The following is a 13152-nucleotide window of genomic DNA, read 5'->3' as shown; positions in this document are numbered from 1 at the left end:
CCATTAATCTCAAAATAAGATTTAAACAAAAAAAACATTTCCATTATGAGATTTAAAGGTGAGGCGTCATGACAATGCATTTCAGGCCAGAAATACGCGCGCTGCTGCTGGCGCTTGCGGGCGCGGTCGTGCTGGCTATCGGCATGGGCTACGGGCGTTTTTCCTATACCGGGATCCTGCCGGTGATGCTGAAAGAAGGGCTGCTGTCGCTGCACCAGGGGAACCTGGCCGCCTCGGCTAATTACGCAGGTTATCTTTTAGGGGCGCTGCTGCTGGCAAAGGCGAAGCCTGGCGATGCCCGGCGATTAAACATGGTCTCCGTGGGGTTAACGATTGGCTGCCTGCTTCTGCTGGCATGGACGAGATCGCCGTGGGCGGTTGTGGCGGTGCGCGGCTTTGCCGGGCTGTTAAGCGCGGTGTCGCTTATTGCTGCTTCGCTGTGGCTCCTGCAGCACATGAAACACCACCACGGCGCGCCGGTACTCTATTCCGGCGTAGGGCTGGGGATCTTTTTGTCCGCCGAATTTATCGCGCTCGGCAAGGCGTACGGCTATTCCAGCCAACAGATTTGGCTGATGTGCGGCATTACCGCGCTGCTGCTTTTTATGCTGGTGTTTCGGCTGTTGCTCAGCCCGCCGGATTACCTGGTGGACTACCAGCCCCAGGCGGTGGGCCAGATTGAGCAAGTCAAAGGGCCAGTGAGAGACGCCTGGCGGCTGCTGGCTATTTACGGCCTGGCCGGATTTGGCTACATCATTACCGCCACCTATTTGCCGCTTTTTCTCTCCGGACAGCTTAGCTCGCTGGATCCGGTGCAGCTTTGGGCTATCTTTGGCCTGGCCGCCGTGCCGTCCTGTTTTGTCTGGCACAAGGTCGTGCAGAAGTACGGCTATCGCCGCGCGTTTACCGCGAATCTTCTGGTGCAGGCCGCTGGCGTGGTACTTCCGGCTTTTAGCCAGTCGCTGCTGTTTTGCCTGTTGAGCGCTCTGCTGGTGGGCTTTACCTTTACCGGCACGGTCACCATTGCTTTGCCGGAAGCCAAAAGGCTGGCACACCTTGTCCGCTTCAATATGATTGCGGCAATGACCGCTATTTATGGCATCGGGCAGATTATTGGCCCGCTGGTCGCCGGGGAACTTTACGGTATTACCGGCAGTTTTAGCGGATCGCTGATGGCGGCCACCAGCGCGCTGCTGCTGGCCGGTGGGCTGGTGATGGCAGGGCGTTCAAAGGTTACTGGCTGAGGCAAGTACCTGCTTCATTGCCTCCAGCGCGGGGGAGCTGTAACCCTTACGCCAGACCAGCTGGGTGAGGGCCTGCGTTACAAACTGCTGCCGGGTGTCCTGCGGCAGGACAAGGGTTGCGGCCACGCTTTCCGGCAGCACGCAGCTGCAGCGCCCGGCGGCAAGGTTGGCGACCATCGAATGGTAAGAACTGACGTCCTGCACCTCAACGACGGCCTGGGTGTTGAGCAAAGCTTCGCCGCGTGCACGGTAAGAACAGCCTTTAGGGAAAGCGGCAAGACGAACTTCGTCGTGGCTGACGGAAGCTGGCGTGAGCAAAACCAGGCTTTCGTTAAAAACGTTAACGAATTCGAGATCCGGAGGGCATTCGATAATGCCTTCCGCGTCAGGCAGCAGGCTCACCAGGGCACAGTCCAGCGAGGCATTGCGAACGCGCTCCAGCAGCTGCTGTGTCGACAAGGTCTTTAAGCTCAGACTGACCTCCGGACACTGACCGTGAAACTGCTGAAAGACCGGCATCAGGCGGCTAGCGGCCGTCGCCTCCATTGAACCGATTTTCAGTACGCCAGCGGGCTTACCCGGGTGCAGCGCCTGCCTGGCTTCTTCGGCCAGGCTAAGAATTTTTTGGGCATAGGAGAGGAAGCTTACCCCCTCCGGCGAAAGCGTCATTTTTTTGCTGTCGCGCATGAACAGGGCCACGCCAAGCTCTTCTTCCAGCTGCTGAATGCGGGTGGTGATGTTCGACTGCACGCGGCCAAGCTTTTTCGCCGCTTTGGTCACGCTTTGCTCTTCGGCGACGATTTTGAACATCTGCAGTGTGGTGTGGTTCATATTTTTAATTCTCAATATGACAATAATCTTGATCTTAACATCTTCAAATAAGATGTTAAGCCATCAATCTCTTCCATCATACAGGCCCCCATGGCGGGCGTCTCCACCCGGCGCGGACATGACTCATGCTATCTCCGGCCGCGCGGCCAGCTGAATTACTGCGAACGCTGGTGCGCGAGGCGGGGCTGTAGAGTACCCCCTATTTTAACAGCGCCATCAGGATAGCGGCGACATGCTGCAGGGCGATATCCTGGCTACGGCGCTTGTGCCAGGCCAGGTGCAGCGAAAACCCTGCCAGTTTTAGCGGTGAGGGGAAGGCAACAAGCCCCTGAGTGAAGGGCATTACGCGGGAGGGCAGCAGCGCCAGCAGATCTGATGCGGCCAGCAGCTGCGGCACCATCTGGAAATTAGGCAATACCAGGCCGACCCGGCGGCTTAACCCATGCCTGGCAAGTTCAGCATCAACGGGCGTTACGCTTTCACCTTTGCCGGAGGTAATGACATGTGGAAATGCCAGCCAACGATGGAGGTCAAACTCTTCTGCCGCCGGATGGCCTTCCCGCATCGCCACTACATAATGCTCATTCATCAGCAGCTCGCTGTGGATGTCCGCTGCGGGCTGGGGAAAAACGGAAATGGCGATGTCCGTCGTGCCGTTCAGCAGCGCGATTTCCGCCTGCTCAGCGCCGCTCCACGCCTGCACGACAGGATCAATGCCCGGGGCCGACAGCTGTAGCTTTTGCATCAGCGGCACCAGCACGAATAGCGCCGGATAATCCGCCATGGTGATCCGCAGCTTCTGGCTAATTTGGTGCAGTGGAATCGCCGGAGGGTCGATAAGCTCGGTGATGCCGCCCAGGACAGATTTCAGCGGCGCGCGCAGGGACTGGGCCAAAGGCGTTAGCCTCATGGTTCCTCGCCCACGTTCGAGAAGCTCATCGTGGAAAAGGTCGCGGCAGCGGGCAAGCGCGGCAGAAGTGGCCGACTGCGACAGGCACAGCCTGTCCGCAGCGCGGGTGACGTGCGCTTCGTCGAGCAGGGCGTCCAGCACGACCAGGAGGTTGAGATCCAACGTTCTTAAATTCATGTCATAGATAATAGATTATCTCTATTATCTGTTGGAGTAATTTCTCAGGCCTCGCCATTCTCGTCTCATCAATCCAAGGAGACGACATCATGCACAAAACCCTGATCCTGCTGTTCCACCCGGACCTGTCCCGCTCAAACGCCAACGCCGCGCTGGGGAAGGAGGCGGCAAACCTGGATAACGTTGAAGTGGTCGATATCCAGGCACTGTATCCTGAAGGCATCGACATTTACCGCGACGGCGAGCGTGAAGCCGCAAGGCTGCTGAGTGCCGACCGCATTGTGCTGCAATTCCCGATTCACTGGTACTCCATGCCCGCGATTATGCGCCAGTGGCAGGACGCGGTACTGACCAGAATGTTCTACCTGAATTACGAAGAGGAAGGGCAAAAGCTGGAAGGGACGCCGCTGTTTGTGGCGGTGACCGCAGGCAACGTTGAAGAGTCTTACCGGCCCGATGGGCGCAATCTCTTTACCATTGAATCACTGCTGGCTCCACTTCGTGCCACCGCACATCGCTGTGGTCTCATCTGGCGTTCACCGTTTGTGGTCTACACTGCCGATAAGCTTGAGCCCGTGGGCCTGAAAGCAAAGGCCGAAGAGTACGTTATGGCCCTTCATCTGTGGCGTGAGGAAAAAATTTGAGGATTTTTCATTTTTTTTAGCAATATTTCTCACGCTGATTCGTCTACCTCATCACCAGTGATTATCTGTAACCGTAACGAGGTAAACATAATGAGAGATTTTGATATGCACCGACATGACCATCATCGCCGCGGATTCTGTGGCCACAGAATGGGCAAACCAATTTTGCTGTGCGTGGCGCTTTTTGTTGTGCTCGGCCTGGTCGTAATGACGCTATGGAATGCGGTGTTACCGGGGCTGCTGGGCGTTAAGGCCATCGGTTTTTGGCAATCTTTAGGCCTGCTGGCGCTATGCCGGATCCTGTTCGGTGGCCTGGGCTTCCGTCCCGGCATGTTTGGTAAAGCCCGTCGCCGCATGCACGAACGCTGGATGCAAATGACGCCGGAGCAGCGCGAAGAGTTCATGCAACATCGCCGCGAGAAGTTTGGTTTTGGCCATCGTGACCGCTGCGGCTGGCATGCTCGCGGGGATGAAAGAATGGATCCACGTCCGCAGCAGCCATCGCCGGAAGAAAACAGCGCCATAAAACCGGACGCTGAGTGACGCCGATGAAAGCCGGAATGGCAGGGGAATCTCTGCTGGTGACAGCGCTGAACGGCTGCCGGACCCGACTTAAAGCTTTTATTCGCGGGCGAACGGCGAGGCGTGAAGATGCCGACGATATCCTGCAGGAGGTCAGCTACCAGCTGATGAAAGTGGAGCAGCCGGTGGAGAACGTCGCCGCCTGGCTGTTCCGCGCCGCCCGCAACGAAATGACCGACCGGGCGAGGAAAAAGCGCGAGCTGCCTCTGGCAGGCTGGTTCGGTGGCGAAGACGAGGATGATTATCCGGAAGATGAGCTGGCCGAAACGCTTTTTGGCACTCCGCAAACGCCGGAGGACGAATACCTGAAGCAGTTGCTATGGGAAGAGCTGGAAACGGCGCTGTCCGAGCTGCCTCCGGCTCAGCGGGACGTATTTATCAAAACCGAGCTGCAAGACTATAGCGTAAAAGACCTTGCTGGCGAGAGCGGCGACACCGTGCAGGCGCTGCTCTCCCGCAAACACAAAGCCGTTCTGTATCTGCGCACCCGGCTGCGCAACTTGTATGACGACCTGGCTGGTCACTGACACAGCCCCCGGATCTGCCCAGGGACGGGCGATCCGGCTTTTTTTAGCCAATCATTCCCCCCAACGCTCCTTGATGTAATTCACCGCCTGCCGGGTCTGTGGCTGGTTCAGGTAGTTTTCCCTGAACAGGATTGTGCCGTTAATGTGCGGCAGGGATTCGTTCAAATCGAGCTGCTTTTTCAGCTCTGGAACGCCGCCGTTAACCGTCCAGTCAGGCTCATTCTTTGAAGGTTCCCCGACTTTGTACAGCGCAATGCCAATATAGAGGCGCGTATGGGTCGGCTTCACGACGTCCGCCCACCATTTCGCCAGCACGTCATAGCGTGCAGCGCTGCGCGAGAAGGGCCAGTAGATCTGCGGGGCGATATAGTCCAGCAGGCCTTTTTGTACCCAAAGCCGTGTATCCGCAAACGACTCGTCATAGGCCGCCGCGCCGCGAGTCTGCGACCCGGCGGGATCGTGGGAAATATTGCGCCATACGCCAGCGGGGCTGACGCCAAACTCAACGCCGGGTTTTAGCTGCCTGATAGTGCGGGAAACCTGCTCAATCAGCAGTTGGGTATTATGCCGCCGCCAGTCGGCTTTCGACGCGTAGCCCTGGCCGTAAGTTCTGTAGGTTTGATTATCGTTAAGCGTGGAGCCCGGGGATTCGGTATAGAAGTAATCATCAAACTGCACGCCGTCGATGGCATACGTTGAAACGACTTCGGCGACGATGCTGGTTATCCAGTCACGGACTTCCGGAATACCGGGGTCGAGTACGAAGCGGTCGCCAGAGGTTCTTATCCAGTCACGGTGCAGCACAAAGACGCTGGCGGGCTGGAGAGAAAGCGTGCGGTTCAATGCTGCAACAGTGCCGGGCGTGGTGTTCGTGGAAACGCGGTAGGGGTTAAACCATGCGTGCACCTTCATGCCGCGTTTGTGCGCTTCGTCGAGCATAAACTGCAACGGGTCGTAACCGGGATCTTCGCCAATGTTGCCCGTCAGCATATCTGACCACGGCAATATTTTTGAATGCCAAAGGGCGGTACCGTCAGGTTTAACCTGGAAGAACACGGTGTTAATCCCGAGCGACTTCAGCTTATCCAGCTTGTCTTTCAAGGCCTGCTGCTGTTGGTTAATGCGCCCCGATGCGCTACTGCCGTTAACGGAAGAAACCGGCGGCCAGTCCAGCCGGGAAACCGTTGCCAGCCAGACGCCACGCATTGGCTGATTGTTCTGCGCAGGCTGCGGGACATTCGGCTTACCCGATGGAAAGGGCGTCACCAGAGAAACCGGCGGTTTAGAGGCGCAGCTGGCAAGAAACAGCGCGGCGGCAAGCATGGCAGCAGGCTTTTTAATCTTCATAACAGAGAGAAAGCGGCGTGAAGAGGCGATGATGTGCTCCAGATTTTTGCCGATCGTTAGATGACTTGCATTTTCTTACTATTCAATATCAAGTCAATCTCTAACGCCGTTAAGTAAAGCAGACCCTGACTAACCTTGCTTACGATCAAAATCCTTATTTATCATCACAATAAATAGAACACATTTCGTGTTTTATCCTATTACGATTGTGCACCATGCCTTTGCTGACAGCTTAATCGCCCGATTGCTACTATCCCTTCGTTGATTGTTCATTTTTTATCTGCGTGCCCGCACGCCGTTATTTTTTGCTGTAGAGAAGCAAGGTGACCCGTAATGAAGCCTAAAACGCTGTACGATAAAATCATCGATACCCACGTCATCCGCCCTCTGGACGATCAGGGCAATGTCCTGCTGTATATCGACCGCTCTATCCTCAATGAATACACCAGCCCACAGGCCTTTAGCGGCCTGCGTGACGCTAATCGTCAGGTCTGGCAGCCAAAGAGTATTCTGCTCAACGTCGACCACGTTAACCCGACACGGCCCGAGCGCACGCCAGAGATGACTGACCCTGGCGGTGAGCTTCAGGTTCGCTACTTTGAGTCCAACAGCCGTGATTTTGGCCTCGAACTGTTTGACGTTATGGACCCCCGGCAGGGTATCGAGCACGTGGTTGCGCACGAGCAGGGGATCGTCCTGCCGGGCATGGTGATTGCCGCAGGCGACAGCCATACCACAACCTACGGCGCCTTCGGCGCGTTTGGATTCGGCATCGGCACCTCAGAAATAGAACATATGCTGGCGACTCAGACGCTGGCTTACAAAAAGCTAAAAACGCTGCGCGTGACGGTGAACGGTGAGCTGCCGTTTGCCGCGACGGCGAAAGACATTGTGATGCTGCTTATCGCCGAAATAGGCGCAGATGGCGCGACAGGTTTTGCCATTGAGTTTTGCGGCAGCGCGATTGACGCGCTGAGCGTGGAAGGGCGCATGACCATTTGTAATATGGCGGTTGAAGCCGGGGCGCGCGGCGCTTTTATGGCGCCGGATGAGAAAGTTTATGCCTATATCAAACCAGCACCTCGCGTGCCTAAAGGCGAGATGTGGGAGCTGGCGCTCAAGTACTGGCGCACGCTGCGCAGCGATGCCGACGCGGTCTTCGATAAAGAAGTCGTGCTCGACTGCGCGAACTTAACGCCTCGCGTGACCTGGGGCACTAGCCCGGACCAGGGCGGAAGTATTACGGACCTGGTGCCCGATCCCGCCGCTGAGCCCACAGCGGCAAAACGCCGTGACGTTGAAAATGCGCTGAGCTATATGGGCCTTACGCCCGGCACGCCGCTCTGCCAGATCCCCATTACCCATGCATTTATTGGTTCCTGTACTAACGGGCGTATTGAAGATCTCAGGGCCGTGGCGCAGGTGCTGCGTCACAGGAAAATCGCGCCGGGTGTAAGAGGTATTATCGTGCCGGGGTCAACACAGGTTCGTGCGCGTGCCGAACAGGAAGGATTAGCCAAAATCTTTATCGACGCAGGTTTTGAGTGGCGACAGTCAGGCTGCTCAATGTGCCTCGCCATGAACGAGGACGTGCTGCAACCGGGCGACCGCTGCGCTTCGAGCACAAACCGTAACTTCGCGGGGCGACAGGGGGCCGGGGCAAGAACCCACTTAATGAGCCCGGCGATGGTCGCGGCGGCGGCAGTGGCAGGCCATCTGACGGATGTCCGTCCGTTTTTACTTCAGGGGGAAGCGTAAATGGAACCCTTTAACCGTGTGACCGGCGTGGCCGCGCCGATGATGGCAGCCAACATTGATACCGATGTGATCATGCCGAAGCAGTTCCTGAAGGGCATTGACCGCAACAACCTGGACCGGGGCGTTTTCTTTGACCAGCGTTTCCAGACTGATGGCTCGCCGAACCCGGATTTTATCCTTAACAAACCCGCATGGCAGGGCGCTCAGTTTCTTATTGTCGGCCCTAACTTTGGCTGTGGCTCCAGCCGCGAACATGCGGTGTGGGGATTACGTCAGCTTGGCATCCGCGCGCTTATCGGCACCAGTTTTGCCGGTATTTTTAACGATAACTGCCAGCGTAACGGCGTGCTGACCCTGACGCTGCCGACGGCGGATATTGACCAACTGGCGCAGGCCGCAGGCAACCCGGAGACCAACCGCATTATTGTCGATCTTGCTCAGCAGCAGATTAGCATGGGGGAGAATCATCTTGCCTTTACGGTCGATGAGCTGAAAAAGCATATGCTGCTGGAAGGCCATGATGCCATTAGCTATACGATGCAATACCAGCAGGAGATTCGGGAGTTCGAACAGCGCCACTTTGCAGCGCATCCGTGGCTACTGACCCAGGACTAACATTCAATGATGAAAGATAACGCTGACTTTGTTTGTGACCGGGGAGAGTCTCCTTTTATTCCTGGTTTCCAGTTAATGGACGTGACGCTGGATAACGGTATTTCACTTCGCGCCGCCGTAGGAGGCCAGGGCGAACCGCTGGTTTTACTGCACGGTCACCCGCAAAACCACGTCACCTGGCGTAAAATTGCGCCGGTTCTGGCACGGCATTTTACCGTCATCATGCCGGATATTCGCGGCTACGGAGACAGCGCTAAACCCGCCAGCGACGAAGATCACCGCAGCTATTCCAAGCGTGAGATGGCGAAAGATATCGTTCTGCTGGTGGCACGGCTGGGGTGTCATGCAGGCTTTGCTTTTATGGGGCACGACCGGGGGGCTCGCGTTGGGCATCGTCTGGCGCTGGATTATCCTGAGCAGGTTAAACGCAGTATCTTTATTGACATCGCCCCGACGGCAACCATGTATGCGCTGACCGACAAGACGTTTGCCACCCGCTATTTCTGGTGGTTCTTCCTGATCCAGCCTGCGCCGATGCCGGAGAAAATGATCGCCGCAGATCCGGCATTTTTCCTGCGTAAGCACATCGATGGCCAGCTTAAAACGCCCGGCGCTACGGAACCGGAGGTGTTCGCCGAATATCTGCGTTGTTATCAGAGTGCCGATACGCTACGGGCTATATGTGAGGATTACCGCGCCTCGGCCACCCTCGACCTTGAGGATGACGACGCCAATAAGCATCTGCGCATCACCAGCCCTTTGCTGGTGCTTTGGGGGGAGAAAGGCACCGTGGGCCAGCTTTACGATGTCATCGCAACGTGGCAGGAAAAGGCGCTGGACGTGCGCGGCAAAGCTATGCCTTGCGGACACAGCCCACAAGAAGAGTGTCCTGATGCGCTGCTCGGCGCTATCATGCCGTTCTTAACCTGACTCCAGACGATGGCATAACGATGAGCCCCAATGAAAATCCGCGCGCCCCGTGGCCGCTTATTGAAGACCTGAACGTGTTTGTCACCGTGGTTCGCAAAGAAAGCTTTGCCAACGCGGCGGCGGAGCTGGGGCTCTCACCGTCTTACGTCAGTAAACGCATTGCTCTACTGGAAAAAAGCCTCGGTATGCGGCTGTTTCACCGCAGCGCACGCGCCATTCATTTAACGGCAGACGGCCATAAGGCGATGACGGGGGCACTGTCAGTTCTGGAGAGCATGGGCGATTTTGTTTCGGGGCTTGCCGCCTGGAGAGAGACCCTTGAGGGTAATATCCAGATGAGCTGTTCGTTTGGTTTTGGCTCAACCTATATGCCCGATGCACTGTCGGCGCTGGCGGAACGTTATCCGGCGTTAAACATTAAGCTGACGCTGACCGACAGGGTCGTTGATTTGATAGAAGAGGGCGTTGACGTTGAAATTCGCGTCGGCGACGATATTAAAGATCTGTATATCACCCGCCAGCTCTCTGCTAACCAGCGTGTACTTTGCGCCTCCGCGGACTACCTCACACAGCACGGCACGCCGCAGCAGATAGCCGATCTCCGGCACCATAAATGCCTGGTGATTCAGGAACGCAGCTCGCAATTCGGCGTATGGCCGTTAACCAATGGCATAGAAACTCAGCAGACCCACGTCAGTAGCCAGCTCTCATCCAATAACGGCAGCGTAGTCCTGAAATGGGCGTTGAAAGGGCACGGAATTATTCTGCGCTCGCAGTGGGAAGTGCAGCACTATATTGCCCGCGGCGAGCTGGTGCAGGTTTTGCCGGAGTGGTACCAGGCCGCGAATATCTGGGCGGTGTATTCCAACCGCACCAGCGGTTCGGCGAAGCTAAAAGTCTGTATCGATTTTCTGGTGGACTATTTTCAACAGTTTCCGCCGGTGGAAGCGTCAGGCATGGCTAAATAATTTCAACGCCAGAATGCGAGAGATCCCCGTCCAGATGCATCGATGAGCTGAGATAGACCAGGCGTTAAACCTGAAAGATCCATTCATCGGGCTGTTTTTATTGCTATAAAACGCTATGATTTCCCTGGTAATAATTCGCGGCGTTGCGTGAAAAACAGGAGAGATAAAAATTGAGTAAAACGTCATTACAGGTCAAGCGGGTGCCTCTTGTCAGCCTTCTTAAAATTTTTGGTATCGGTTTATCTATACCCATGACCATACTTGGCCTGATCAGCGGGATCATGGGCTTTTTAGGATTTAACGGCGTAATGCTGAACGGGCAGCAGGTGTACGGTTTTTCCGCCCTGGTGGCAGGCCCACTTATTAGCATTATTGTTACGTTATTTTTGGTCTTATTTTTCGGTTTTATTTCATGGCTGGGGTTGAGAGTCTTCTGTAAATTCCGCGTGCTTAACCTAAGCATTCATCTGGATAAAATAGAGCCAGCCCGGGAGTAACAAATTTGCTGACGCTTATCTAATGCGCACAAATGTAATAACCACGCCGGTTTCCGCCAGCCTTTGTCGTGGGTTTTTACTTCTGGGAATATTCATGCTGGTGGGCTGTGCCCGCTCCGACGCGCTGTGGGGCGTGGTCGATAAGGTATGCATGACCAACTATCAGCAAACGAGCAGTCCGGCACCTTGCCAACAGATCTACATGCCGGAGGGGAAGGCTCACGGTTTTAGCGTTATCCAGAACCCGCGTTATCCCTATCATTTTATTCTGGTGCCCACGGAGAAGTTGAGCGGCATTGAAAGCCCGGAACTGGCGGCAGAAGGCCGCACGGATTACTTTGGCTACGCCTGGCTTATGCGCCGTCTTTTGGCGTACCAGTACGGAGCCCCTGTGCCGGACGACAGGCTAGGCCTGGCCATTAACTCGGCCTACGGTCGTAGCCAAAATCAGCTGCATATCCACCTGACTTGTCTGCGTGAGGACGTCAGGCGTCAAATGCTGGCAGAACGCCCCTTTATAACGGAAGAATGGCAACAGTTGCCCGATAAGCTCCTGCGTTACACCTGGTACGCGCGGCGGGTGATGCAGCCGACCGTGATGGGAATTGACCCGATTAACAGCGTCGCGAGTCATTTCCATTTAACGCCTGAACAGCTGGCGGAGTGGGGCGTGGCCGTCATTCCCACAACCTACGGTAAGCAAAAAGGGTTTATTTTGCTTACCACTAAGCGGGGCTGGGACCGTAATAATCGTGCCTCGGTGGAAGCATTGCTGGATAAAGAGTGTGCTATTTTGCCGTCGCGAAGCAGTGATTAAATATTGCGTCCCCGCTATCGGCAATGTACACGACCTCAGACTTTTTTATACATAGGTTATGTCTTTTTCTTATTTGCCAGTATTAGTGCAGTTTGAAAAACTCTTCCGGCCGCACCTGAACGGTGGGTAATTTCAAATTTGTTATTTTTATTGGTTTAAGGAAGACGTAATTTATGCGCTCGGCGATAAAACATACTGTAAAAATTTCTCTGCTGGCTGCTTCAATGGCAGGGGTTATGCTGCTTGCAGGCTGTGGGCCTAAGCAGGACGCGAACCATATTAAAGTAGGCATCAGCGCAGGTATCGATCAACCCCTTTGGGATACCGTCAAAAAGGTCGCCAAAGAAAAATACAATCTTGACGTAGAAGTGGTGACCTTCACCGACTATGTGCTGCCTAACTCTGCGCTGAGCAGCGGCGATATCGACGCTAACTCCTTCCAGCACGGCCCTTATCTGGATAAGCAAATAAAAGAACGTGGCTATAAGCTGGCCGCCGTGGGCAATACTTTTGTTTATCCTATCGCCGGTTATTCCCGCAAAATTAAAGCCGTATCAGAGCTGAAGAATGGGGCACAGGTGGCCGTACCCAATGATCCAACAAACCTTGGCCGCTCGCTGCTGCTGCTCCAGACGCAGGGACTTATCAAGCTCAAGGATAACGTCGGGCTGCTGCCAACCTCTCTCGATATCGTCGAAAACCCTAAGCAGCTGAAAATTGTTGAGGTAGAAGCGGCTCAACTTACCCGAGCTATTGATGATGATAAAATCGATCTCGCGATTATCAATACCAACTATTCAAGCCAGATTGGGCTGACTCCCGCAAAAAATGGCCTGTTTGTTGAAGATAAAAACTCGCCCTACGTGAACATTATCGTTGCCAGGGAAGATAATAAAGACAGCGAAAATGTGAAAAACCTTGTGAAGGCATACCAGACCGATGAAGTGGCCGCCGCCGCTGATAAGATTTATCACGGTGATGCCGTAAAAGGGTGGTAAATGCTATGTCAGGATCCCGATATTCGGGATCCTAAGCACTCAAGATGAATATCATGAAATTTTTTATGGTGATAACCTCACCATGATGCAATAGCAGTACGCTAAAACAACGTGATGAAGAACAGGGCAGAGTAATTTTTCGCTCAGGCGCGTTCATCGATGAAAGGGCATTGCAGCCAGGGTCAAACTTCACCTGATGATTGACTAAAATAACCTCAGACACTCCATATCCTCCAGCATCCCCGATCTCATTTACGTTCTTTTATTTTAAGAACATGTTACGAGCATGTAATTAAAGACATAGAAT

Annotated in this window: 14 protein-coding genes; 11 read left to right on the top strand and 3 right to left on the bottom strand. The window is 54.8% G+C overall.

All coding sequences use genetic code 11. The features are described from left to right. Window positions 1–68 precede the first annotated feature (68 nt). Window positions 69–1244 carry a YbfB/YjiJ family MFS transporter gene (locus HX778_RS20990; protein ID WP_176982973.1) on the top strand — a complete coding sequence of 392 codons (1176 nt, stop codon included), beginning with the start codon at window positions 69–71 and terminating at the stop codon, window positions 1242–1244. On the opposite strand, the gene HX778_RS20985 is transcribed toward HX778_RS20990, so the two are convergent. Both HX778_RS20985 and HX778_RS20980 read right to left on the bottom strand, forming a co-directional pair. Then, window positions 1227–2075 carry a LysR family transcriptional regulator gene (locus HX778_RS20985; protein WP_176982972.1) on the bottom strand — a complete coding sequence of 283 codons (849 nt, stop codon included), beginning with the start codon at window positions 2073–2075 and terminating at the stop codon, window positions 1227–1229. The two genes, HX778_RS20990 and HX778_RS20985, sit on opposite strands and share 18 nt — an antisense overlap. Before the next feature lie 199 nt (window positions 2076–2274). Beyond that, window positions 2275–3147, bottom strand: coding sequence for a LysR family transcriptional regulator (locus tag HX778_RS20980; protein ID WP_255483463.1), 873 nt, complete (start codon window positions 3145–3147; stop codon window positions 2275–2277). A 104-nt stretch (window positions 3148–3251) separates the two neighbouring features. Here HX778_RS20980 and HX778_RS20975 point away from each other — a divergent pair, with 104 nt between their 5' ends. The 3 genes from HX778_RS20975 (at window position 3252) to HX778_RS20965 (ending at window position 4915) form a co-directional block, all read left to right on the top strand. Next, entirely contained in the window at window positions 3252–3806 is a 555-nt protein-coding gene (locus HX778_RS20975; RefSeq protein ID WP_176982970.1) for an NAD(P)H-dependent oxidoreductase, read from the top strand. Window positions 3807–3896: 90 nt separating this feature from the next. Then, on the top strand, window positions 3897–4349 hold the full coding sequence (locus HX778_RS20970; RefSeq protein ID WP_176982969.1) for a hypothetical protein: 453 nt from the start codon (window positions 3897–3899) through the stop codon (window positions 4347–4349). Between the two features lie 5 nt (window positions 4350–4354). After that, window positions 4355–4915, top strand: a complete 561-nt coding sequence (locus tag HX778_RS20965; RefSeq protein ID WP_038482593.1) for an RNA polymerase sigma factor — start codon at window positions 4355–4357, stop codon at window positions 4913–4915. A 51-nt stretch (window positions 4916–4966) separates the two neighbouring features. Here HX778_RS20965 and HX778_RS20960 read toward each other — a convergent pair whose 3' ends face one another. Beyond that, window positions 4967–6262 carry a glycoside hydrolase family 10 protein gene (locus tag HX778_RS20960; RefSeq protein ID WP_176982968.1) on the bottom strand — a complete coding sequence of 432 codons (1296 nt, stop codon included), beginning with the start codon at window positions 6260–6262 and terminating at the stop codon, window positions 4967–4969. Between the two features lie 333 nt (window positions 6263–6595). Between HX778_RS20960 and leuC the strand changes: the two genes are divergently transcribed. From leuC to metQ, 7 genes are all read left to right on the top strand, one after another. Then, window positions 6596–8020, top strand: a complete 1425-nt coding sequence (gene leuC, locus HX778_RS20955) for a 3-isopropylmalate dehydratase large subunit (RefSeq protein ID WP_176982967.1) — start codon at window positions 6596–6598, stop codon at window positions 8018–8020. Next, window positions 8021–8635: a 3-isopropylmalate dehydratase small subunit gene (leuD, locus tag HX778_RS20950; protein WP_176982966.1), complete on the top strand. Its 615-nt coding sequence runs from the start codon at window positions 8021–8023 to the stop codon at window positions 8633–8635. A gap of 6 nt (window positions 8636–8641) precedes the next feature. Next, window positions 8642–9565 (top strand): alpha/beta fold hydrolase, encoded by a 924-nt coding sequence (locus HX778_RS20945; RefSeq protein WP_176982965.1) that lies wholly within the window; start codon window positions 8642–8644, stop codon window positions 9563–9565. A 20-nt stretch (window positions 9566–9585) separates the two neighbouring features. Continuing rightward, complete coding sequence (locus HX778_RS20940) at window positions 9586–10533, top strand: LysR substrate-binding domain-containing protein (protein WP_176982964.1); 948 nt, start codon at window positions 9586–9588, stop codon at window positions 10531–10533. A 170-nt stretch (window positions 10534–10703) separates the two neighbouring features. Next, the gene (locus HX778_RS20935; RefSeq protein ID WP_038472367.1) at window positions 10704–11030 is read left to right on the top strand and encodes a hypothetical protein; all 327 of its coding nucleotides are present in this window, start codon (window positions 10704–10706) and stop codon (window positions 11028–11030) included. 94 nt (window positions 11031–11124) lie between these two features. Then, window positions 11125–11847 carry a CDP-diacylglycerol diphosphatase gene (locus tag HX778_RS20930; RefSeq protein WP_176982974.1) on the top strand — a complete coding sequence of 241 codons (723 nt, stop codon included), beginning with the start codon at window positions 11125–11127 and terminating at the stop codon, window positions 11845–11847. A 173-nt stretch (window positions 11848–12020) separates the two neighbouring features. Then, complete coding sequence (metQ, locus tag HX778_RS20925) at window positions 12021–12845, top strand: methionine ABC transporter substrate-binding lipoprotein MetQ (RefSeq protein ID WP_038472369.1); 825 nt, start codon at window positions 12021–12023, stop codon at window positions 12843–12845. Window positions 12846–13152 lie beyond the last annotated feature (307 nt).

It is taken from the genome of Cedecea sp. P7760 (assembly GCF_013386425.1).
Classification (GTDB): Bacteria; Pseudomonadota; Gammaproteobacteria; order Enterobacterales; family Enterobacteriaceae; genus Cedecea; species Cedecea selenatireducens.
This window is presented reverse-complemented; position numbering and strand designations above follow the sequence as displayed.